This is a genomic window from Cerasibacillus terrae (assembly GCF_008039555.1).
GTDB lineage: Bacteria > Bacillota > Bacilli > Bacillales > Amphibacillaceae > Cerasibacillus > Cerasibacillus terrae.
Genome location: NZ_VDUW01000006.1, coordinates 76,196 through 100,778, shown reverse-complemented (window position 1 = coordinate 100,778; position 24,583 = coordinate 76,196). Strand labels below are relative to the sequence as shown.

The 24,583-nt window shown below is 34.9% G+C and carries 19 protein-coding genes, 1 pseudogene and 1 riboswitch; of the genes and pseudogenes, 4 read left to right on the top strand and 16 right to left on the bottom strand.

Annotation, left to right across the window (positions count from 1 at the left end; genetic code table 11):
* Nucleotides 1-38: 38 nt before the first annotated feature.
* From metA to FHP05_RS09980, 5 genes are all read right to left on the bottom strand, one after another.
* Nucleotides 39-947 carry a homoserine O-acetyltransferase MetA gene (metA, locus tag FHP05_RS10005; protein WP_147667847.1) on the bottom strand — a complete coding sequence of 303 codons (909 nt, stop codon included), beginning with the start codon at nt 945-947 and terminating at the stop codon, nt 39-41.
* 106 nt (nt 948-1,053) lie between these two features.
* A riboswitch (SAM riboswitch) is annotated at nt 1,054-1,156 on the bottom strand.
* Nucleotides 1,157-1,635: 479 nt separating this feature from the next.
* The gene (locus FHP05_RS09995; RefSeq protein WP_147667843.1) at nt 1,636-2,067 is read right to left on the bottom strand and encodes a WapI family immunity protein; all 432 of its coding nucleotides are present in this window, start codon (nt 2,065-2,067) and stop codon (nt 1,636-1,638) included.
* 447 nt (nt 2,068-2,514) lie between these two features.
* Nucleotides 2,515-6,264 carry a helicase-exonuclease AddAB subunit AddA gene (gene addA / locus FHP05_RS09990; protein ID WP_147667841.1) on the bottom strand — a complete coding sequence of 1,250 codons (3,750 nt, stop codon included), beginning with the start codon at nt 6,262-6,264 and terminating at the stop codon, nt 2,515-2,517.
* Nucleotides 6,265-9,768 carry a helicase-exonuclease AddAB subunit AddB gene (gene addB, locus FHP05_RS09985; protein ID WP_147667839.1) on the bottom strand — a complete coding sequence of 1,168 codons (3,504 nt, stop codon included), beginning with the start codon at nt 9,766-9,768 and terminating at the stop codon, nt 6,265-6,267. It abuts the gene before it with no gap.
* Between the two features lie 83 nt (nt 9,769-9,851).
* The gene (locus FHP05_RS09980) at nt 9,852-10,508 is read right to left on the bottom strand and encodes a TVP38/TMEM64 family protein (RefSeq protein WP_147667837.1); all 657 of its coding nucleotides are present in this window, start codon (nt 10,506-10,508) and stop codon (nt 9,852-9,854) included.
* Nucleotides 10,509-10,722: 214 nt separating this feature from the next.
* Here FHP05_RS09980 and FHP05_RS09975 point away from each other — a divergent pair, with 214 nt between their 5' ends.
* The gene (locus FHP05_RS09975; RefSeq protein ID WP_330998088.1) at nt 10,723-11,112 is read left to right on the top strand and encodes a hypothetical protein; all 390 of its coding nucleotides are present in this window, start codon (nt 10,723-10,725) and stop codon (nt 11,110-11,112) included.
* Here FHP05_RS09975 and FHP05_RS09970 read toward each other — a convergent pair.
* The 3 genes from FHP05_RS09970 to FHP05_RS09965 all read right to left on the bottom strand — a co-directional run bounded on the left by FHP05_RS09970 (nt 11,066) and on the right by FHP05_RS09965 (nt 12,929).
* Entirely contained in the window at nt 11,066-11,584 is a 519-nt protein-coding gene (locus FHP05_RS09970) for a competence protein ComK (protein WP_147667833.1), read from the bottom strand. The two genes, FHP05_RS09975 and FHP05_RS09970, sit on opposite strands and share 47 nt — an antisense overlap.
* 104 nt (nt 11,585-11,688) lie before the next feature.
* Nucleotides 11,689-11,838 (bottom strand): hypothetical protein, encoded by a 150-nt coding sequence (locus FHP05_RS15370; RefSeq protein ID WP_191126316.1) that lies wholly within the window; start codon nt 11,836-11,838, stop codon nt 11,689-11,691.
* A 95-nt stretch (nt 11,839-11,933) separates the two neighbouring features.
* Nucleotides 11,934-12,929, bottom strand: a complete 996-nt coding sequence (locus FHP05_RS09965) for a lipoate--protein ligase (protein WP_147667831.1) — start codon at nt 12,927-12,929, stop codon at nt 11,934-11,936.
* 361 nt (nt 12,930-13,290) lie between these two features.
* Here FHP05_RS09965 and yhfH point away from each other — a divergent pair, with 361 nt between their 5' ends.
* Nucleotides 13,291-13,419 carry a protein YhfH gene (yhfH, locus tag FHP05_RS09960; protein ID WP_147667829.1) on the top strand — a complete coding sequence of 43 codons (129 nt, stop codon included), beginning with the start codon at nt 13,291-13,293 and terminating at the stop codon, nt 13,417-13,419.
* A gap of 201 nt (nt 13,420-13,620) precedes the next feature.
* A complete protein-coding gene (pepF, locus tag FHP05_RS09955) occupies nt 13,621-15,435 on the top strand; it encodes an oligoendopeptidase F (protein ID WP_147667827.1) in 1,815 nt (604 codons plus the stop codon).
* Nucleotides 15,436-15,956: 521 nt separating this feature from the next.
* On the opposite strand, the gene hemY is transcribed toward pepF, so the two are convergent.
* The 4 genes from hemY to FHP05_RS09935 all read right to left on the bottom strand — a co-directional run bounded on the left by hemY (nt 15,957) and on the right by FHP05_RS09935 (nt 21,657).
* The gene (hemY, locus tag FHP05_RS09950) at nt 15,957-17,360 is read right to left on the bottom strand and encodes a protoporphyrinogen oxidase (protein WP_147667825.1); all 1,404 of its coding nucleotides are present in this window, start codon (nt 17,358-17,360) and stop codon (nt 15,957-15,959) included.
* Nucleotides 17,357-18,295, bottom strand: a complete 939-nt coding sequence (gene hemH, locus FHP05_RS09945) for a ferrochelatase (protein ID WP_147667823.1) — start codon at nt 18,293-18,295, stop codon at nt 17,357-17,359. The genes hemY and hemH overlap by 4 nt, the downstream gene beginning before the upstream one ends.
* A gap of 27 nt (nt 18,296-18,322) precedes the next feature.
* On the bottom strand, nt 18,323-19,357 hold the full coding sequence (hemE, locus tag FHP05_RS09940) for a uroporphyrinogen decarboxylase (protein WP_147667821.1): 1,035 nt from the start codon (nt 19,355-19,357) through the stop codon (nt 18,323-18,325).
* Nucleotides 19,358-19,491: 134 nt separating this feature from the next.
* On the bottom strand, nt 19,492-21,657 hold the full coding sequence (locus FHP05_RS09935) for a transglycosylase domain-containing protein (protein ID WP_147667819.1): 2,166 nt from the start codon (nt 21,655-21,657) through the stop codon (nt 19,492-19,494).
* A gap of 151 nt (nt 21,658-21,808) precedes the next feature.
* Between FHP05_RS09935 and FHP05_RS09930 the strand changes: the two genes are divergently transcribed.
* On the top strand, nt 21,809-22,309 hold the full coding sequence (locus FHP05_RS09930) for an antibiotic biosynthesis monooxygenase family protein (RefSeq protein ID WP_147667818.1): 501 nt from the start codon (nt 21,809-21,811) through the stop codon (nt 22,307-22,309).
* Between the two features lie 152 nt (nt 22,310-22,461).
* Here the strand turns inward: FHP05_RS09930 and FHP05_RS09925 are convergent, their stop codons facing one another.
* The 4 genes and pseudogenes from FHP05_RS09925 to FHP05_RS09910 form a co-directional block, all read right to left on the bottom strand.
* The gene (locus FHP05_RS09925) at nt 22,462-22,959 is read right to left on the bottom strand and encodes a thioredoxin family protein (RefSeq protein WP_147667816.1); all 498 of its coding nucleotides are present in this window, start codon (nt 22,957-22,959) and stop codon (nt 22,462-22,464) included.
* Nucleotides 22,960-22,962: 3 nt separating this feature from the next.
* Entirely contained in the window at nt 22,963-23,391 is a 429-nt protein-coding gene (locus tag FHP05_RS09920) for a disulfide oxidoreductase (protein WP_147667814.1), read from the bottom strand.
* An 87-nt stretch (nt 23,392-23,478) separates the two neighbouring features.
* Nucleotides 23,479-23,604, bottom strand: a pseudogene (locus FHP05_RS09915) (LuxR C-terminal-related transcriptional regulator); the annotation flags it as partial.
* A gap of 180 nt (nt 23,605-23,784) precedes the next feature.
* A complete protein-coding gene (locus tag FHP05_RS09910) occupies nt 23,785-24,414 on the bottom strand; it encodes a phosphatase PAP2 family protein (RefSeq protein WP_147667812.1) in 630 nt (209 codons plus the stop codon).
* Nucleotides 24,415-24,583: the final 169 nt, after the last annotated feature.

Genomic DNA, 24,583 nt, shown 5'->3' with positions numbered 1-24,583 from the left:
TTAATAATTTTTCCGAAGTTTATACAAAAAATATAGGTTTATTTCCAAACATACGGTGTTTGTTGATATACATAGTAATTCAACCAATTGGAAAATAGTAAATGTGCATGGGAACGCCATGTATTCAATGGTTTCTTATTTGGATCATCATTCGGAAAATAGTTTTTTGGTACATCAATATCTAATTTTTTCGCTACATCACGATGATATTCATCAGCTAATGTTGTTGCATCATATTCCAAATGTCCTGTAATCATAATATGCTTTTTATCCTTGGACATAATAATAAATGGTGCATCTTCTTCATTTTTGGACAGTAAAAATAGTTCTGGATGATTTATTATTGCCTCTTTAGACACTCCAGTATGACGAGAATGTGGAGCTAGAAATTCCTCGTCAAAACCACGAACAAGATCTTCTTTTGGATCAGCCAGGGTATGCTTAAATATACCGAAACATTTCTTAGAAAGAGCATGTTTATCAATGCCATAGTGGTGATACAATGCTGCTTGTGCTCCCCAACAAATGTGCATGACAGAAGTGACATTATCCTTTGTCCAATCCATTATTTTGCTCAATTCATCCCAATAATTAACCTCTTCAAACTCCAAGAGCTCAATTGGTGCACCAGTAATAATCATGCCATCAAAACGTTGTTCTTTAACCATTTCAAACGTTGTATAAAAATTATCCAAATGATATTTACTCGCATTTTTAGATTGATGTGTTGCCATTCTCAGAAAAGTAATATTTACCTGAATTGGCGTATTCCCTAGTAATCGTAACAACTGCAGCTCTGTCTTCTCTTTTTCAGGCATTAAATTTAGAATTAATATATTCAACGGACGAATATCCTGTGTTCTAGCCCTATCTTCATCCATCACAAATATCTTTTCCCGCTTTAAGATTTCCCCTGCTGGTAATTCTCTTGGTATGTTTATTGGCATGGTAACCTCTCCTTTGATTATTTTAATTGGATTAATGGAATTGATTATTCATTACACTCCAAATAAAAAATCCTCTTTGCTCTGATTGCAAAAAGGAATTTCTCCGTTTTTATCACTCAAAGCAGCCGCTTTGTTGGTTGTAGCACCTTTCTCTTAGTAGGTTGCTGTGACGTCATCGAGCCAAGTCTCTTAGTCACTCTCAATAACTATTCTAATAATTTCCAGTATATATGATATTCGATTAATTGTAAAAGTAGACTAGAAATTCAATGATCTAACACAAGCCCTTTTCCACCTTCACAGTACTATAATAATTATTTTGCTGTTCTATTACGATATATTATCAACGTAATTATATTTAATATAATGGTAACGACAAGAAGAATTGTTGCAATAAACACCACAGTACCCATTGTGTCCAAAAGAGCAGACCAATCCTCTATTTTTACCAGATGATAAATATTAAAAATCTGCAAACATAGTGAAATAGCACAAGCACTGATGCTTAAAATAGAAAGAGCTACCCAATTCCGATTATTAGGTGGCCTTTTATATCGCATAAGATTAACAATAGGTAGCATCCAAGCAATGAGTCCAAATACAAGACTTCCAATGTTAAACAAATCAATCATCCCTTTTCCATTATCGATCTTCTTATTTCTACATTTGTAACCGCTATTCAAGGAATCTATGGATTACCAATAACCGGAAATGCATGAATAATATCTTCTAATTCTTTTATTAAATCATGTAAATATGATTGGTTTGATATAAAGGTGAAGTTAAGTACAGCACCACTTCCTGCTGGATAGCAAGTCTCTCCAGACCAATCTATCTGGCCTAATCGATCTATTTCACATTCAAAGTGTATAAAGCTGTCTAAATTTTTCAGTATAGCTTTACCCGACAAATTTCTATTCATTAACTTCAATTCATTTACAAAATCTCTAATATCATCTGTTCTTAAACTTGCATTAAAGTCAACATAATATCCAGGAATTTCAATTTTAACATTTGAAACAAGCCAGTTTCCATCCCAATAATCAAAACTATTCGGATATTCACGGGATAAAATATCTATTTCTATTTTAGTTTTGTCACCTAACAGATGGAACTTCATTTTATCACTCCATAATCTCTATTCCATTATGTACAAATCCTTTGATCTCTTATTGTTTAAATACACCTATTCGTTTGATATGGGCATTTGAAATCCGCCCCCTTTTTCATTCTTTCATAAAAATACTTTAACTTATCTATGAATACAGATTCATTCATATAACTATCCATTCAATATTAACATAATGTTCCATATATGAAATCAAAAATTTCTGAACTAAAATGACAGAGAAAAAGATCGGATCCATTTCCGACCTTTTTTCTAATGCTAGTATCCTATAGTTGCACATTTTTAGGAGGTTTTTTAGTGTGTTAGCCTTTTGTTTTATACCTGTTTCAAAAAGGAGAATAATTAAATGAAAGCCTAACTGAATCTTCCTGTATCCTTCATCGGTTTTACTCATCATATTCTCCCCTTTTAATATCTTTTATATTTATCCTAACATAACTAGTTTAATTTCGCCCCTATTTCTTGTCCTTTTACTTCAAGCAATAATTCCTTCGAAAAGAAATATAAATAAGTTGTTTTGACAGGTTGTTGCCAAATCGTTTCAATGGCTTTCCGATAGAGATTTAATTGGGTAGTATATCGTTTTTCTAGTTGCTGTTTTACTTCATCTGTTACCTCACCATTGATGGTATCTGTTTTGTAATCTAAGATGATCCATCCATCTTCTTGTGGAATTACACAGTCTAATACCCCTTGAATTAAAATTTGTTCTTCTTCATCACTTTTCCATGTTTGATACACTTCGTTTGCTGGGAGTGTTAAACTAAACGGGATTTCTCGGTAGATTTTTGGTACAGTTTTCATATATTCAGCAATATTTGTATGGAAAAATCGCTCCACGGCATCGATATCTACTACATCGGCCATTTCCCTTCGTAATATCTCTTTGTCTACTAAACTTTCGATGAATTCCTCTATCTCCGCATGATTCATTTCTTTTCTAAATGGAATATGTTGCATTACGGTATGCATGGCTGTTCCTTTCTCTGCTGCCGAAATGGTTTTTTCACGTTGCATGAATGCTGGCCGTTTTGTAATAGGTGCTTGAAAAGGAACAATGATTTGGTCTGCACTAAACGCATCCTTTTCTTCATATAGCCGTTTGATTTCTGTTACTGATTGTTTCGCTCGTGTTGTTATAGCAGCTTGGTGTGGATATTTAAAGGTAAGTCTTTCATCCACAAACTCATCTAATGCTTTATCCTCTGTTTGAACGGTTTGCCACTCATGAAGATGTTCCTTTATCTCTTCATTCCTTTCCAAAACTGCATCCTCTAAATTTTCTAATTCACTTCCATGTAAAATCTGTATCTTCCATTTCGAAGGGTCTTTTTGGATTTCGGATAGAACATGCTCATTTACTTCTTCTGTCCTTAAAATGTCACATGTTGTATGACGCATCAGCGAAATTCCGACCCAATCAAGATATGTTTTAAATTGTTCACGAAAATAAGCAGGAAATACCCAGTCAGAATGATCTAGCATTTGTTCCCATTTATCTTGTTTTTTTTCAAATGAAGGGATATTTCCAACCATGACAAGCTTTTCCCTTGCACGTGTTAATGCAACATAGAGAACACGCATTTCTTCTGCTAATAATTCTCGTAGTTTCTCATTTTTCACAGCTTGGATAAATAATGTTGGATACGTAATACGTTTGATTGGATCAATATAATTACTTGCAAATCCAAGTTCTTTGTGTAGTAAATACCGCTTTTGGGTATCTTTTAAATTAAATTCTTTAGCCATTTCTCCGACAATGACCACTGGAAATTCTAATCCCTTACTTTTATGAATGGTCATAATACGAACAACGTCTTCCTGTTCACTAAGCGCCTTTGCTGCCCCGAGGTCATCCCCTTTTTCTTCCATTCGTTCAATAAATCGTAAAAACCGGAATAAACCACGAAAAGATGTTGTTTCGTACCCTCGAGCACGGTCGTATAATGCACGAAGATTTGCTTGGCGTTGTCTTCCACCAGGCATTCCACCGACAAAATCATAGAATCCTGTTTCCCTGTAAATCTTCCAAATTAATTCAGAGAGCGCGCCTTGTCTAGAAGCAATCCGAAATCGTTTTAATTGTTCTAAAAACAATGCTATTTTTCTTGTCATCTCATCATCATGTTGTTTCGTATATGCTTTAAGGGCATCATAATAGGTTCGTTTGTTGTCTGCTAAACGAATTTTCGCTAATTCTTCTTCATTGAGTTGAACAATTGGCGAACGTAAAACAGAAGCTAGTGGAATATCCTGTCTTGGATTATCAATGGTTTTTAAAAAACTAATCATCACTTTCACTTCGATTGCATCAAAGTATCCAGTGGATAATTCCGCATACACCGGTATTCCTTGTTTTTTTAGTTCATCCACCATTGTTGGTGCACCTGTCATAGAACGTAGTAATATAACAATGTCTCGATATTGAACATCTCGCTGTGCTCCTCTTTCTTTATCGAAAACTTGTAATGGAGTTGTATTCTCTTCTTTACCAATCCATTGTTTGATTTTCTCCGCATAGACACGTGCTTCTAATTGTGCTTTTTCTAAATCTAGATAACTCTCTTCATCAGGAGAAATAGATTGTTCCTCTGGCTTTTCTCGATCAATGATAATCAGTTCTGGTGTTGCTTCCGGAAATGGCAATTCATCATATGTCTTATTTCCATAAATTAATTCTGCATCTTTCGTATAATTCATTTCTCCAAGCTTTTCATCTAAAATTTGCCTGAATATGAAATTAGTTGCGGCTAAAACTTCTTTTCGACTCCGAAAGTTTCTAGCTAAATCAATTCGTTCTCCAGGGTAATCTGCATTAGAAAACTGTTTATATTTTTCAATGAATAAGGTTGGTTCTGCATGACGGAAACGATAAATACTTTGTTTCACATCCCCAACCATGAACATATTCCCTAATTCCTCTGGTTTACGAACAAGGCGTAATATCGTCTCTTGAACGAGGTTTGTATCTTGATATTCATCCACTAACACTTCACTGAATTGATCTTGCAAGCGCTCTGCCACATTGGACGGAATCACTTGAACTGGTGTAGATGCTTCACCGATTAATAATTGTAAGCAATAGTGTTCTAAGTCGGAAAAATCGACTACTCCCTTTTCCTTTTTCAATTTTGTAAATCGTTTTTTAAAGTCCTTTACTAATTCAGTTAGCTGCTCAACTACTGGGAGTAACTCTTGCATGTCTGCTACATGACTTTCTAAGTTACGGACGAAAAATTTCTCGGTTAGCTTTTTCCAACGGTCTTTATATTGATCTCGTAACTTTTTCACTTGTTCTTTTTTATCTTCGTTACATTCCATTTTCTTACTAGACAAGCGTACAAATTTACTTGTTTGCATGAAGGTCTCTAAGTCTGTCCATGATGTTAAAAATTCCTTTGCTTCATGAAGCATTTTTTCATCAGACTCGATTGTTTCCATATATGTGTATGGTCCATCACTTTCCCTTGCAATTTCCATTGCCCGCTTCATTTCTGCTTCCATCGCTATAAATTGGTCATTTACTTCTTCCTTTAAAATTTGTAACCACGGAAGTTCTTCTTCTGTCCAATTTTCTGGCACATGATAAACAATGCCTAATTCATCCAACCATTTTTCTGGCCATGGATTTTGAATCGCGAATTGATATAGTTCTAGAATTAATGTTTCTACATCTATATCATTACGATCATTTGAAAACCGGTCCACCACTGCAAAGAAACGCTCACGAACAGCTTCTTCTTTTCCATACCAATCTTCAAATAAATCCTCCATTACTTCTTGTTGGATTAAATCTGCTTCCATATCATCGGCAATCCGAAACCGTGGATCAATATCCAAAAGATATGCATATTGTTTCACAATATCCAAACAGAAAGAATGAAGCGTGGAAATGGATGCCCGTTGTAATAAAGATAATTGACGTTTTAAATGATTGGATGTTGGGTGATTCGCTAATGCTTTTTCCAATGCTTCTCCTACACGATTACGCATCTCTTGTGCTGCCGCATTGGTAAAGGTAACAACGAGTAAAGAATCAATATCTACTGGATGGTCTTGATTAAGAACTTTTTGAATAATGCGCTCTACTAATACAGCCGTTTTCCCGGAACCTGCTGCTGCAGCCACAAGTACGTCACTACCTGATGTGTAAATTGCCTTTTCTTGTTCTTGTGTCCATTTCACCATTTACTTGTCCCCTTCCTTCCGTAATATTGTTAAAATATCATCATCTTTTATATCTGGTATCTTTTTGAACGTATTTGTTTCAATGATTGGATCAAATTGACAAACAGATTTAAATGGGCAAAATGTACACGCATTTTGCTGTTTATGTTGGAATGGATTTAAATCAATCTCACCTGTTGTAATATCAATTCCAGCCTTTGTCATTAGCTGGTGGATATGATTTTGTAAAACTGAAAATGTTTCATCATCCGCTACTTTAGAGTGGCTGTAAAATCCACCATTCTTTTTTAAACCAGCGGGAATAATCTGGCTTGTCCCTGAGCTTAAAGAAGTATCCATCAATTGAACAATTCCTTCATCACGAACAAGTAATCCTTGCATTTTATATTGTTTAAATATTTCCTTTTCAATGGCTTGTTCATTTAAAGGTATTTTTCCAGAAATCATCGGGTTATGAACATGGAAATACAGAACTCCTGCTGGAGATGCTTTAATACCGAGCCATTGCTCTGAATGCGCTAATACTACATCTAAGTAAGCCAACATTTGTAAACTAAGCCCATAATAGACATCCAATAAACGTAATTGATGGGCACTAGATTTATAATCAATAATTCGCAAATACAGTTGACCATTTTGTGATGCACGGTCTACACGGTCAATCTGCCCTCGTAAAACAAGCTCAAACCCATTCGGTAATTCTAATGTAATCGGTGGAAGGTCTGCATCTTGTTCAAGTCCAAATCCTAGTTCTAAACCAATGGGTGAAAATTCGCTTTTTCGTGCTTGTTCACTTAATACAAAGGTCGCTCTAGCGATTACTTGTTGTAATTTCTGTTGAATGTATTGATAACGATTGGAACTATATAAGATACGATGTTGTAAAACGGGAGCTAATTGATGAACAGCTCGTTTCGCATAGCCATTCGCATTCTCTTTTGTTAATTTTGCATAATCTGTTCCTTCTTCTTGAATCCATTCTGTAATAATTTTTAATGCTTCATGGAAAAGCTGTCCAATATCTGGTGCATCCAATTTAAATGTTTTTCTTTCCTTTAACCCTAGACTGTATTTCGCGAAATGCTGAAATGAACAGCGGTAATATGTTTCTAAACGAGAAACACTCGCTTTAATCTGTTTCGGATATAATTTCGTAACCGTTTCTTTTGTTAATGACACAGGTTTGTTTTCATATCGTAAACTTTGCAAGACATTATAGGATGTACTCTGTTTCGGGTGGTTTGTCATATACCAATTTAAAACATGCCACCACACCGGTTTCATCGGATAACCCCTTACATATCGTGATAACTGAGCAGTTAAAGCTGCCCTTGTTTTTTCTCGTGTAGTAATAAATCGTTCGGCATCAACCAATTCATCGGGGTCTTGTAGGAGTAAATGTTCCTCACAAACCGGAAATAACTGTTCTAACTTCCGAATTAATTGAGATGGCATTTTTGCTTTACCCTCTTCATTACTAATCGGATAGCTCACCCATAAGTATTTTTCGGCTGATGTAAATGCGAGATACATATAAAACCAATCATCTAATAATTGGCGTTTACTTGTATCTGCTAACTTCATCCCATGAATAGCAAGCAATTCACGTTCTTGTTCATTAATCACACTGTCTGCTGGTGGCTTCATTGGCCATAATCCTTCATTTACTCCAAGTAAAAAGGTGCATGCTTTCCCACTGATTCTAGAACGATCTACAGAACCAACAATCACATGATCCATGCTTGGTGGAACATGGGCAAACTTCAACGTTTGAAAACCAGCATCCAACATTTCCTGAAACACAGTAAATGAAAGACTTTCATCTCCAACCATTTCCACCATTTCATCAAATAATTGAATAAGTGCATTCCAAACTTGTTCTTGTTCACGGCCCTTTTCAATTTGTCCAGCATCGTCATACAAGGAGCGAAGTTCTTCTAATTTTTTCGGAACATGGAGTTTCTCGAGTAAGGTATAGATAATTTCACAATATTCACGAACAGTCGTTGCATTTCTAATTGCCTCATCACACGGACGCAAGGCATGTGTTACTTGATTTCGATAGCGATTGATTCGCTCTTGCACACATTGTTCATCATCTGTTTGTGCTTTACGTTGAAACCCACGATAACGCTCATAAGTCCATTCTTCTTCAGAAAACCAACTACTTCGCGAACGAATTCCGTATTCCAAACAATAGTTTTCCAACTCGTCTATCGCATCCCTTGTTAAAGGATATTTTTTATCTTGAATTGGGATAAATCCGGTTTTCAACATACGAAAAACAGCATCATAACGCCAATTCCCATGGATAACTTCTAATAAGGAACGAATAAATTCGACAAGAGAATGGTTTAACATCGATCGTTTTTCATCAATAAATACCGGAATCTCGTAATCTTCGAAAATCGTTGCAATTAAATCATGATAGGTTTCCGACTCTCGCATCAGAATAGAAATCTCACGAAAACGATAGCCATCTTCCCGAACGAGTTGTAATATCTCCTGTGCAACCCCTTCTACTTCAGCACGTGGATGGACTGCTTCTGCGATTTTAATTGGTACTTGTCCATCATATGTTGGAACAGGCGTTTCATGAAAGTGTTTTTCTAAGTGAGCAAAATAAGGATGGTCTTGAAACTTCCCTTCTTCTGCCTGTAAATACACAGGTGATTCAATCGATATACCATCTTCTTGTGCCAATTGCTTTAATTGATGATAGGTTGTTTTTGTTTGGTAAAATAAATCTAGCTCTGGGATCTCCCCTTCATCTATTTCAGGATCGTCTGTTGTTAATACAATGGTTAGTCGTTTACATGTTTGCATTAACGTTTTTACTACATGTAATTCTATTGGCGTAAATCGGTGGAACCCATCTAAATAAATTTCCGCATCTTGTAAAAAGCTTGCTTGAGGTATTTTCTCTGCTAATAATTGAAGCTGATCTTCTCCATCAATATATTGATTTTTCAAATGGAGTTCTAACTTTTCGTAAATATAAGTTAAATCATCCAATTTGTTCATTAAAGCAGTTTCTCCAGCTTCTTTATGGACAAATTGATCAATTACTTCTTTTTGTTGTGAAAGCATGTCAGGGGTAATTTGATAGCGTTTAAATTCGGTAATCATCGTTTCTAATTGTTCAATAAATCCTTGTTTTTCCGTTGCTTTTTGAAAAACAAGCCAATCCCCTTGTTTTTCTTGAATGATTTTTCGAAGCAACATTTGAATACCGATGGAGCTAATAAATTGTCTTGTTCCTCCACCTGTTTCTTGAAGTACTCGCCAAGCTAAGCGAGAAAAACTCGCTACTTGTGTTCGAATACTTCCCGTAAATTTAGGATCACGAAACAATGTATATTCTTGATCAAAGGTCATCTGGTCAGGTACGATATAAAAGATTGGTGGCCCTTGTGGATCATGAATGGATTTTTCTTTTATTTCTTTAAAAATGGCTGCACTTTTATCTGTACCTGATCTCCCCAAGATAAATCGTAGTCCCATTCTTTTTTCTCCTTTATATTCATCATTAAAAAAGCTTCTATCTTATTTATTATTTTATCAAAGATAGAAGCTTTCATATAGTGTTATTCATTTTTCACAGATGTTTCCATACTGTCGTAATTTGTTTTCTTATGTAGGCGTTTTTCAATATATTTACCAATCAGCCAAAACATCCCGATAAAGATGGCAATTAAAATTGTTTTTTGCGGATTTTTCGCAAATTCAATAATACTTGAACCAACATATGCCATCGAGAAAATCATAACTGCTTTTCCTAACAGGATGGCAAGAACGTATTGATAAACACGGATTTTCGATAGTCCTGACACGACATTAATAACAGATGACGGAGAAAAAGGAAAACATAGCAATACGAATAATGGTCCGAACCCATGACGTTCTACCCATTTTGTTACCTTATGTACTTGCTTGTTCTTTCGGAGTTTATTAAAAATACGCTTCTTACCAAGCTTACGAATAATCATAAAAACGGTAATATCCCCAAGAATAGATCCAATCCACGAAAAAATAAACCCTTGTAATAGACCATATGCCGCAGCATTTGCAAAAACAAATACAAATAAAGGTAAGAACGGAAAAAAGGATTCGATAAAAGGTAAAAAGATACCTGGTAAGGGACCTAAACTTTGGTATTGGTCCAGTAACTCAATAATATACTCATCTAAATTACCTTCTTTATAAAACTGTTTCCAGTCGGTTAAAATATTGTAAACATACATCCCTACAAGTCTCCTTAAACACACTGCCTTTTAGAAAATGTCCCCATTAAAAATCATGTCCTTCTTTTATTTTAAAGTAACCCATGTCATATGTATAGTATGAATGTAGAAAATGGCCTCTTTCTATTCATATTTTATGATTTTGTTATTTTTATTGCATAATGTCTCTTTTTTAAGATATAATAGAACAAATGTTCGTTATTGGAGGGCTATCATGATGCGGTACTTAAAAAGAGAGGAATTGCAAATAGCTTCTCGTTTTCTTTTCCTTTCCATGGCAATTATTGTCATTAGAAAAGACATGAAGTCAATCAATCTAGGTGTTAAGATTGAGGAGCCTTATTTGAACTTATTAGAAAAAATGCTTCTGCAAGCATTGAATGAACGAAAAGAATTGCGTAAGGACATGAGAGATAAAAAGATTCAAGTACATTTAGAAAAGAAAGATGGCATGTTTACATCCTATTTGTTCATTTGTCAAGGTCGGGAAGAAATACGAAGTTATTTTCATCCAGCAATTCGTAAAAAGGTAGAGAACATCTTACAGGAATTAATGATTAGGGCTCTGCAACAATTTCCACCATATGCTTCTGCAAATTCTTAATCCGACTATCTAACAAATAACGAAATTGCGCTGTGCGTTGTACTTGGTTGAGTAGTGAACCGACGGATACATCTAAAAGTAGTTTTCTTTCGTTTATGAAAACTATTTCTGAACCTTGATTTGATGCTTTATTCACCAGTTCAATATGGGAGTGAGCAATCCAGGAACATTCGGGGTTTACTGGTGAAAGGGTGGGAAAAAAATACATGCCACTCGATGGATCAATGGAAATGGGAGCTTTGTGGGTGATTCCGCAAATATTGCGAGTCCCTTCTTGTCTGCCTTTTAGGCTCGATCCGAAAAAACGACAAGCATAGTCAATCATCTTGCTTGGTGAGATACCACTCACATAATATTCTTCCTGCTCATCTAAAATCCAAGATCCAGGATTGCCATTTTCATCGTGATCTGCAACAATTGCCAATGTCAAAGGAGTAACTTCATGTGATGAAGTATATAAATTTTTTATCATTTCATTCTTCCTTTCATGAATGAAAAGAAAGAGGCTTTATACTAATTTATCAAAAAACTAGGTAAAAGTATATAGAAAAGTGATAAAAATTTGAATTTTTCTAGTTATTTTTTACTATTTTCCTGATTTGAATTCATTATTTGATTTGTTTCCGTCTCTTCTTCCCCTATAATTGGATAGAGAAATGAAGGCTCAAAATCAGGATTAAGAAATGTCGATGCATTAAATTCGGGTTGTCTCTCTTCTTTTTTCAATGTGAAATCCCTCCTACTTTTAGTTTGAACGATGAAGAATAAAAATATACAAAAAAATCACTTAAAGAAATTTTTCTTTAAGTGATTTTCTTTGCTTAATAAATTAAGTCGATAAATTCTTCTTCTGTAATTTTTCCAAGATAATGTGGAACATCGATATCTGCTAATGCTTCTTTAATTGCTTGTTTTTCATGTCGAACACCATTTAAAGCATCTTCTAATACATTGACTTCCCCTAATCCAAAGAAATCTCCATAGATTTTACAGTTTTCAATGATTCCTTTTTTAACATCTAAGCGAACATCAATAAAGCCAGACGGGAATTTATGTGATTGTTGAATATTAAATGCTGGTGATTTTCCATATGTCCAATCCCAGTTACGGTAACGCTTTTCTGCGATCTCATAAATATTATTCCAATCCTCTTCTGACAGTTCATAACGAGGGACATCTTTTATATCTTCCACATCGAAAATATAACGTAGTAACATGCTTTTGAATTCATCCATTGGAATGGCTTCGTCCATAAATTCAACAATATTTGCAACACGACTACGAATAGACTTGATTCCTTTAGACTCAATTTTCGCTTTGTTTACATTTAAAGCATCTACAACATGATCAATTTCTGAGTTTAACATTAATGTTCCATGGCTAAACATCCGCCCTTTTGTAGAGAACATTGCATTTCCAGATATCTTTCTGCCCCCTGCTACAAGATCATTTCTACCTTTTAATTCAGCTGGCACACCGATATTTTTTAAAGCTTGTACAACTGGTTTCGTAAATTTCTCGAAGTTATGGAAACTATCGCCATCATCTTTTGTAATAAAACTAAAATTAATATTCCCTAGATCATGGTAAACCGCACCACCACCAGATAGACGGCGAACAACTTTAATATTATTCTTCTCTACATAATCGGTATTAATTTCTTCGATTGTATTTTGGTTTCTTCCGACAATGATGGAAGGTTCATTAATATAAAATAAGAGGTAAGTATCCTTTTCTCCAAAATTTTGTAAAATATATTCCTCAAAAGCTAAGTTTACGGTTGGATCTGTAATTCCTTTATTATCAATAAATTTCATAGCTTTACCTCCAAATATATGTATATTTACTCCTCTTTAAGTTTAATGGATATTTTTATACATCGCAACTTATCAGGTTAATCTGTAAGTGTTAGAGTTTAAGTAAAATAAATGTAGGTGGTTGATTATGAAAGTGTGTAAATCACTAAAAATTGGGTAACCAAATAATTAATTTTCCAAACAATTACTTAAATAGTAGACTTTTTCATTAAAATCTTCAAAAAATAAAATTTGTTATAAAACAGTGTTGACATTTTACCTATTGTTGTAATACAATATAAACAACACTTGAAATTGTTATAACACAGTATCAAGTTCTTAAAACTGTTGCATTACAAATTGCACGTGGAGGAGGATATAAATGGTTAACGTATTAGAGTTTTTTAGAAATCTTCCAAAGAAAAAATGCCAAGAATGTGGCAATGCAATGTATGAACAAGCGGATTGTTATGGTAATACTTGTGATGAATGCAATCATCCAGCAAGATAGTCATAACAAATCCAAAAGACCTATTTTACTGTATTTGTAACATGATACTTCCTTTCCTCTTAACAGCTATCTCCCATAGCTGTTCTTTTTTTTGGGGAATTATATGAATTATTGAAATATGCTATTAATTTTTTCTGTTATGTATTATAATTATTTTGAGAATCGAAATAATTTCTATAACAAGAAAGGGGATCATATCAAATGACTACACAAACAACAAACCGCCTGAAGCGTTCGGAGGTACCAGAAGAATTAACCTGGGATTTATCTGCTTTATTTCCTTCTCATGAAGCATGGGAAAAAGAATTATCATTCATTCAAACAGATATTGAAAAAATCACTGCTTTTAAAGGAAAACTCACAAATGCAAAGCAAATCCTACAGTGTTTAACCATATACGAAAATTATCAAGAACGTCTCATTCAAGTTGCTACATATGCAAACCTTCGTTTAAATACAAATGGTAGTGATCCAAAACACCAACAAAATCAAGCAAAGGTAGCAAGTGCTTTTGCAAAAATCGGAGCACAATTAACTTTTATTACATCTGAACTTCTCGAACGGTCTGAAGAAGAAATACAGCAATTTTTAAAAGAAGAACCTAAACTCACTAATTACAAGAAAACATTAGAAGATATATTAGAAAAGAAACCTTATACCTTAGCACCTGATATAGAGGAAACATTAGCTGCATTAGAAGAAGTTCATGCTGCCCCATATATGATTTATGAACGAAGTAAGTCATCAGACATGTCGTTTTCCCCTGTAAAGGATGGAAATGGCAACGAATTACCAATGTCAGCAGCACTTCATGAGGAAAAATATGAACTGTCTGAGGACACTGCACTACGAAGAAATAGCTATCAATCATATACACAAACATTAAATCAATATAAACATACTTTCGCTGCGAACTATGCAACAGAAGTAACTAAACAAGTGACCATGGCACGTTTGCGTGGTTATGATTCTGTCACAAAGATGCTTCTTCAGCCGCAAGAGGTAACAGAAGTAATGTATCATAATCAATTAGATGTGATTCAACAAGAACTCGCACCCCATATGCGACGCTATGCCAAACTGAAAAAGGAAAAACTCGGGCTAGAAGAGATGCGTTATAGTGATTTAAAAGCACCACTTGACCCAGATTACAATCCTACAACAAGTTATGAAGAAGCAAAAACAACTATTCTAAATGCTTTAGAAGTGATGGGACCGGAATACCATGAAATCATGGAAAAAGGATTAACCGAACGTTGGGTAGATCTATCCGATAATATTGGAAAATCCACTGGAGCTTTTTGTTCCAGTCCATATGGTGCACATCCATATATCTTACTTACTTGGGCAGATTCTATGGCTAGTGCATTTACTTTAGCACATGAACTTGGACATGCTGGACATTTCTATCTAGCAAACAAAAACCAATCCTTATTCAATACAAAAGTTTCCACTTATTTTGTTGAAGCTCCTTCCACCATGAATGAATTATTACTTGGAAATTATTTATTAAAACAAGCAAAAGACAAACAAATGAAGCGTTGGGTGATTACGCAATTATTAGATACCTATTACCATAATTTTGTAACACACTTGTTAGAGGGAGAATTTCAACGTCGGGTTTATGCATTAGCTGAGGAAGGCACACCACTTACGGCCGATGTTTTATCTAAACAAAAGTTAGGGGCGCTGGAAAACTTCTGGGGGAATGGAGTCAAATTTGATGATGGTGCAGGGCTTACTTGGATGCGCCAACCACATTATTATATGGGACTTTATCCATATACTTATTCAGCAGGACTCACCGTTTCTACTGCTGTAGCACAAATGATTCAAGAAGAAGGAAAACCTGCTGTTGATCGCTGGTTGGATGTTCTAAAAGCTGGAGGTACAAAGGCCCCACTTGAACTCATTAAACAAGTAGGAATAGATATGACTAAAGCCGAGTCAATCCAAAAAGCTGTTAGCTATGTTGGATCATTGATTGATGAATTAGAAAAAAGTTATGAAGGATAATCGAAATCTTGGGTTTAATGTTCGAGGAAGAATGTGTTTTTCCTGTTAATCGTGACCGGTTTGTGTGATATTGCTATTTTTAGTAACAATTAGCATTTATTCGTGACCATATTTTCTGATTTCTAAGGTTTCAGGCACGATTAGCTGCTATTCGTGACCGGGTTCGCTGTTTTTCCGGATTCCAGGCATGATTAGCCTCTATTCGTGACCAGGTTCGCTGATTTCCTAGATTCCAGGCACGATTAGCTACTATTCGTGACCGGGTTCGCTGATTTCCTAGATTCCAAGCACGATTAGCTACTATTCGTGACCGGGTTCGCTGATTTCCTAGATTCCAGGCACGATTAGCTACTATTCGTGACCGGGTTCGCTGATTTCCTAGATTCCAAGCACGATTAGCTACTATTCGTGACCGGGTTCGCCGATTTCCACATTTCTGGTCACAGGATGTATGTCCGAAGTTGTTTTTAAACTACGGCTGCATAAACTGAAAAGACAAGGAAACAATCCTTGTCTTTTCTTTATTCTTCTTTCAAGTGATCCAACACTTGGCTTACTGCTGTTTTTCCTTGGTCTATACAATCCGGCAAACCAACACCTTCAAACGAGCTACCGGCTAAATAAATCCCTGGTAAATGGGTATTCATTTCTTCTTTTATTATTTGAAGTCTCTCCACATGACCAACAGTATATTGTGGCATAATATTTTTCCAACGAGAGACAACATGGAACAATGGTTTTTTCTTGATTCTCATAATTTTATTCAAATCTTTTAAAACAAGTTTTACCATTTCATCATCTGTTAAATTAACAGCCTCTGGATCATCTGGCCGTCCTACATAACAACGGACGAGTGCTTTTCCTTCTGGAGCAGCATTTGGCCATTTTTTATGTGTCCATGTACAAGCAGTAATCCGGAATTTACTATTTCGTGACACAACAAATCCTGTTCCATCAATATCCTTTTTAATAGCAGATTTGTCAAAGGCAAGTGCTACGTTTGCTACAGAATTCATTGGGACATCCTCAAATGTACGGAAAAAGTCATATTGGCTAAAGATTTTCGGTAATGTGTTATGTGGAGTAGCCATAATGACTGCATCTGCTTTATAGACTGTCCCATCATTCATTAAAGCATGATAGTGATGGGCCTTTTTCTCAATATGATCCACCGCTTTATTCATTTCAATGATTTCTGGTCCTATTTGTTTTCCTAACTGGTCAACAAGTGATTCCAACCCATTTTTTAATGAAAAGAATATGCCCTGTTTTTTTTCTTTTGTCTTTTTCGGTTTTGGCATCGTCTTTTGGAGTCCTTTGATTAAGCTTCCATACTCCTGTTCTAATTGATAGAAGTTCGGGAAAGTAGCCATCAAACTCATTTCATCCATATCTCCAGAATAGATTCCAGAAAGAAGTGGATCAATTAAATTTTCTACTAATTCATCACCAAATCGTTGTCTAAAAAACATACCTAATGATTGATCTTTTTTAGGTTTTCCTTTTGGAATAAATAAGTCCATTCCTGCTCGTAGTTTTCCTTTTGTAGAAAATATATCAGAGAATAAGAATGGCCGAACATGAACAGGGATACCCATAAATGAACCAGGTGGAATCTTATGTAGATTTTTACCTACTAATATATAAGATTGGCCTGTACCATTACGAACGAGTTCATCCGACATTCCTAAATCTTCAACAAGCTCTACAGCTGGTTTTTTCCGTGATAAAAAAGAGTCTGGTCCGCGTTCAATGGTAAATCCATCTTTTTTAACAGTTTGAATTTTCCCACCAAGGCGCATTCCTTTTTCTACTAATTTCACTTTATAGGGTAAGTTTTTTTCTTTGATTTCCCTTTTTAAATAGAAGGCAGCGGTTAAGCCAGTAATTCCACTACCTACTATTAAAATATTTTTTTGACTCATGATAAATCACTTCTCAATTTATTTAAGACGGCATTTGCCATTGATTCAATAAATAATGAATCTGTGTTTGGCATTTCTGGACGATAGTAGCTAGCTCCTACATCATCACAGACCACTTTACATTCATAATCATTATCATATAGAACCTCTAAATGATCCGCAACAAAGCCAACTGGTGCATACACAAACGCACGATACCCTTTATGCTCAAATAAATCGCGAGTTAAATCTTGCACATCTGGCCCAAGCCATGGGTCAGGAGTGTTTCCTTCACTTTGCCAGCCGATTTCATAGTTCGAAATGTCTGCTTTATCAGCAATAAGTGCTGCAGTTTCTTTCAATTCATCTGGATATGGATCATTAAATTGCAAAATCTTTTCTGGTAAACTATGTGCAGATACAATTAAAACAGCATTTTCACGTTCTTTGTCTGTCATTTTAGCATATTCTTTTTTGATTTCTCTTGCCCAATATTGAATAAATTTCTCTTCTTTGTAAAAGCTTTCAACAGAATGAAGGGTAATCCCATATTTCGCTGCTTCTTCCTGGGCACGACCATTATATGCTTTCACACTGAAAGTAGAATAATGTGGCGCAAGTACAATAGATGCTGCTTCTGTTATCCCATCTCCATGCATTTGTTCGACAGCATCTTCAATAAATGGCTCAATATGTTTTAGACCAATGTATACTTCAAATTCATAGTCTTCTTGCATTTTATTTAATTTTTCTTTTAGTGTATGTGCTTGATTTTCGGTGATTTTTGCAAGTGGAGATATACCACCAATTGCTTGATAGCGATCTTTTAAATCTTGTAATGCTTCTTCAGATGGTTTTCTTCCGTGACGAATATGTGTATAATACCGTTCTATATCTTCCTCTTTGTATGGTGTTCCATATGCCATCACTAAAAGTCCTAATTTTTTTCTTTCCATTTCCAACACCTCTATTGATCTGTTGTTTTAGCGTTTTGAATATGTGTGAATTAATTCTGTTAGTTTTTTCAATGTCTCTGGTTTCACATCTGGTGTCACACCGTGGCCCAAATTAAACACATGATGTCCATCTTCTATCGATTGGTCGAGAATTTCTTTTGTTCTTGCTTCAATTGTTTCCCAATCAGCTAAAAGGAAGGCAGGATCTAAGTTTCCTTGTAATACCTTCGTAACTCCTAATTCGCGTGCTTCTTTAATAGATGTTCGCCAATCCAGACCAATAACGTCTACTGGAAGATCATTCCATTCCATCAGTAAGTGACTTGCTCCTACCCCGAAGACAATAAGTGGCACATCATATCTACGAAGTTCAGTAAAAATTTCTGTCATAATTGGTTTAATGTATTTGCGATAGTCTCGTACATTCAATGCTCCAACCCATGAATCAAAAATTTGAATCGCTTTCGCGCCTGCTTCAATCTGTGCTCCTACATATGTAATAATCATATCCCTTAATTTATCCATTAAAGCAAACCACATATCTGGATTACTATACATAAGGGCTTTTGTTTTTCCGTAGTTTTTAGATGGACCACCCTCAATCATATAGCTTGCTAATGTAAATGGTGCTCCACTAAAACCAATTAATGGTACTTGTAATTGTTCCTCTGTTAAAATACGAATCGTTTCTAATACATACGGAATATCTTTTTTTGGATCAAGCTGTTTCAAGTTTTCTACATCTTCTATTGTTTTTATAGGATTGTCAATCACAGGGCCAATACCTGATTTAATTTCTACATCAACGCCCATTGCAGGGAGTGGTGTCATAATATCCTTATATAAAATAGCAGCATCGACATCATAATTTTCTACTGGTAATCGTGTAACATATGCACAGGTTTCTGGTTGATGCGTAATTTCAAATAATGAATATTTCTTCTTTAATTCTCGATATTCTGGTTGGGAACGTCCTGCTTGGCGCATATACCATGCAGGTGTATAATTCACCTGTTCCCCTTTATATGCCCGTATAATCGTATCATTAAACTGTTTTGTCATTATTATTTCACCCTTTTTATTTGCATCAATAATGGTACATGAATCCTTTATTCTGATTATCCATCATTATTAACTATAACGATTTCAGTCATACGTGTATAGTTTTCTGTTCTTTTTGTCATCAATTTGTCATATCACCGTGAAATTTCAACTATTTCGGAGCGTTTTCCTTCCATTTTTGTTAATGGGTCGTATGGTACAATATAGTATTCATGTGTTTGTAGTAACGAAAAATCTCGAATAATAAATTCATTTTTCCCTTTTACTTCACCAACTCGTTCATCAATATCAGGTGTTACACGATAGATTCGATACTCTATTCGTTTATCGTCAGTTCCTTCCCATGATATTCTTCCTTGCAAAAGGGTGATTCCTCCCCACTCAACACTCGCTTTTACGTCTGTTATCGTTGGTAAAATAATTGGTTTAGGAACAGAAGCTACCTCTTCAGGCTTTGTGAATGTTTCAGTGAGTCCCTTTTGTTTATCCAATTTGGTTAAGATTTGTTTTGTCAGTTCAGTTGGATAACTACTCCCACCAGTTAAGTAATGATTTTTATCTGACTGATCATACCCAATCCATGTTGTCAGCGTATATTCTGGTGTAAATCCTGCAAACCAAATATCTTTATTTTTTCCCGATACATGTGGATGTTCTGCTGTTCCCGTTTTACCTGCTAATGCTTTTTGATATGTACCTGCTTTTGCTGTCCCTTGATTTACGGTTTCTGAAAGCATCTCTATCATATTCCAACTAACTTGGGGTGTGAACACTTCTGTTTCTGAAATCTCTTTTTCATAAATTAATTCATTATTTCGATTATAAATCGTTTGGATTGTTTCTGCTGGAGTATAGATACCATAATTCGCAAATGTTGCATAGGCATTTACTAATTGCAATGGATTTATCCCATCATGTAAACCACCAAGTGCAATGGAAAGATTTTTATCATGTGGTAATTCAATCTCCATCTTCTTTAAAAACTGTTTCGCATAATCTACTCCTATTTGATCTAATGTCCAAACGGCAGATGTATTTTTAGATTGCATTAAAGCAGTATATAAAGAAACATAGCCAGCGTATTCTCCATTACTATTTACTGGTGTATTTTTTCCTACTATTCCTTTTTGGTCTGGTAAGATGGTAAAAGGTTGATATTCTTTCATCATTGCTGGACCATATACCGCAATAGGTTTCATAGTTGAACCAGGTTGTCGGTTCACAGTCACACGGTTTAAATGACCAAATTGAAAATTCCGCCCACCAATAGCAGCAACAACCTTCCCTTCCCCATGCTTTGTCATGACAAAGGCGCCTTCTACATCTTTTACATTACCTGGGAAATAATAGTCTTTTTGAAATTGTTCATAGGCAATTTGTTGGGCTTTTTCATCCAAATTAATCACCATTCGATAACCACCACGTTTTAATTCATCCATCGTTAATTGATGGTTTCGAGCTGCTTCTTTCGTTACAAGATCAATATAGGTCGCATTCCATGGTCTTTGGCTATGTTCTTTCACATCAAGTCCTAATGTTTTTCCTTGTTCTTGAACACGTTCCTCTGTCGTGAGAACCCCACTTACATCCATCGTTTTTAACACTGTGTTCCTTCGTTCTTTTGCTTTTTCAGGATGTTTAATAGGCGAATACCCATTTGGTGCTTTAACAAGACCGGCTAAAAGCGCTCCTTCTGTCAATGATAATTCTTCAACTGATTTCGTGAAAAACTTTTGTGAAGCGGCTTCAATTCCATATACACCATGACCAAAATAAACGACATTTAAATACAATTCAAGTATTTTATCTTTAGAGTAATGACGCTCTAGATAAATAGCAACCATCACTTCTTTTGTTTTACGCATCCATGTTTTATCATTAGAGAAAAAGATATTTTTCGCCACTTGCTGTGTAATCGTACTTGCCCCTTCTACTTTGCTTCTTGCAATAATATCTTTTATAATAGCTCGTAATACTGATTTGAAATCAACACCAGCATGTTCATAAAAGCGTCGATCCTCTACAGACACAAATGCTTTTTTTACATGTTCTGGAATTTGATCAATTGTAACTGGAATACGATTTTCTTCATATAATTGATGAATGATTTCTCCATCAGCAGTCTCTAGTGTTGTTGTAGCAGGTAAAATCAACTTTTCTTCATCTACTAATAATTTACCACCATATAAAATAAGCGTGTATCCAGTAATACTAATGAAGAGGATCACACTAATTACTAAAAGAGGCCACCTTAATTTTTTTGGAATAGATTGTACGATTTTGTTTATCCATGTTTTCATATATTCACCTCAAGCATACTCAAAAATGCCTATTACGTTTATTATAAGATACTCTATTTATGAGGAAAAGAATAATTTATTGTTTAAATTTGTTTTGAATTGTTACACATATGAATACAACCTTAAACAAAAAAAGAAAGGAAGATATAGATTGAAAGCATATATGACAAATGGAACATATGATTTTTTGAAAAAATTGGAATCGAAGCATCCACAGATTACTTTTCACTTCATGCGTGATATAAATACATTGGCATATTATGAAGGAACCGGGAAATCTATTTTCACAGCTGGAAGAACATATGATATCCTATTTTCAAAAGGGACATTACAAGAAAAAGGGTTTGTTGTGATGAACCATATTCCCGTAACAGTTGAGGGGCAACCTGTTTTTGAAGATCGTTTCGCTAAAAGACAAGGCAATGTAGAGACAATGCCAGGCTTTCAAGCGTTTCGATTATTAAAGCCTGAAAAGGGACATACGTATATTGTGTTTACGCAATGGGATACAAAAGTGCATTATGAAAACTGGAAAACATCTAAATCCTTTCAAAAAGCACATCAACAAAAAACAGTAAAACAACCAGCATATTTTGCAGACCGTCCTTTTTTACATACGTACCATTTAATTACAGAAGAAGAACAAGATTAAAAAAAGACTTGTTCCGAAAATTCTTATGTTACAGACACTAGTGAAGAAACCCAAAAGCAAAAAAGACTGTCACATATGCTAAACCCCAAAAGGTAGAATTTTTTCGATCTAACTTTCGGAGTACAGCTCAGTGTGGCAGCCTTTTTTGATGTTTATTTTTCCTCTAAAACATATTCATCAAAAAAGCTTTGAAATTCCTCTTCTTCATGATATCCATCTATCCGGCCAGTTTCTTCTCCATCTTTATAATGGATTAATGTTGGTGTGCCATCTAATTTGTACTTGTCCCAAGCTTCTTGGTATTCGAGTACATTTATTTTTTTTACATCGATATCCAGCTTTTCTGCTAATGGTACTAAAATTGGTGTCGTTTCTAAACAATAACTACATTCTGGGCTATAAAAATAGACGGTGACATCTTCTTTTTCATCTAACAGTTTATTTAATTCTTCTGGTTTTATTTGATTATCATATAAAGATTCATCCGTTTGTTTTACGGTCGATTCTTCATTCGATTGTTCCGTCTGTTTACTTCCCGTTGGATTACCCGCATCATCTAATGCTTTCTTATCTTTCAATTGGTTAATAAGAACCAAAGCCAGAAATAAGACAACAATCACACTAACAATTGCCAACATCTTTTTTTTCATATACTATGCACCTCTATTCGAATAAACGATAATAATATGCAAGACAAAAATAAAGATAAACGCCACGCCTGCTAAAAAAGGAATCGTAATAAAGCCTAAGTAATTCACATATTCCGTATGGCATGGAATAATCCCACAGGACCCGCCTGCTTCCCTTAACATCGGTATTTTCTGTGTAAGATAATGATAGACTGAAACAAACATTCCAATTCCACTTAAAATGAGTCCCGGCAGTGCCATTTGTACACTCTTTTTCCATAAAGCCATACCATAAATAATAACTAGTGGATACATGAATATCCGCTGAACCCAGCAAAGTTCACATGGAGTAAATCCCATTATTTCAGAATAGAATAGGCTTCCAAATGTTGCGATTAAAGACACACTCCAAATAAATAATAATGTATTTTCATGTGTTTTCTTTATATTCATAAGGGATAACTCCTTTAACAATCATGCTTTATTGATTATACAAGCATAACACATAAATTTCAAAAAAGAACATCTAATAAATCTGAATTATTTTTTGTCATCCGCTAATAATCCATTAAGATGTGCATAAACTGTAGCTTGTGTGCAATCATTTACTTCAAGCTTCGCTAGGATATTACTGACATATGTTTTAACTGTTTTTAAACCGATATATCCGCTTGAATCCCGATATATCCGCTTGAATCCCGATATATCCGTTCGAATCCCGATATACCCTCCTAAATCCCGATATACTCACCCAGACAAATTTAACAAAATCTGTTTAGCCTGTAATCTAAGTGTATCAAATAATAAATGGAAGAAAACCATCTTCAGATTGCTCGTTTCTCCGACTTAAGTCTGATATTTTTTATGTTGAATGAATTTAAATAGATAAATAAATCCTGTTAAAAGAAGAAACCCTAGGAAATATCCGGTTAAAATATCTGTTAAATAATGAACATTAATAAAAAATCGACTAATCCCAACGAGTAAAATAAGTGAAATCAGACCAATTTGAAGTGATATTTTCTGTTTATGGGTCTTACTTTTTTGCAAAAGAAAATAAAGAAGTAATCCGTAGCAAACAATCGATATCATGGCATGACCAGATGGAAAGCTATATCCAAGTGCATTTGCTTCTTCTACGATACTCGGGCGTTCACGAGCGATAATTGATTTAATCCATTTATTGATCATATGGCTTCCCAAAGTACCTCCAGCAAAAAACACTGCCGGTAGAATACTTCGATAAAGCCACCATAAGAAAAATGCCATGATGATAGTAAATGGTTCGACAAACGGACGTGAACCAAAATTTGTTATGTAATAAAAGAAATCATAGACGATCGTGTCCTCTGTCATTTCCACAATAAAGCGTGTCCATTGATCCACATAAGGAAACATACCACTTTTGATTTCAAACATCCAAATACTAATTAAAAAGATAAAAGTAATAATGATCCCATAGAATAATCGTTTCATCTTATCCTCCGCATATTAATAATAATGATTATCTATTACAATATATCTTCTTTCTTTTCTATACAAGGAGGAAGGGTATTTTAAAGGGGAAGTTAAGTCTTACAGCCAGTTTAACCTAAGATAAAATAACACTTCCCCTATTGTTTGAATAATGTTATAATAGAGGGAA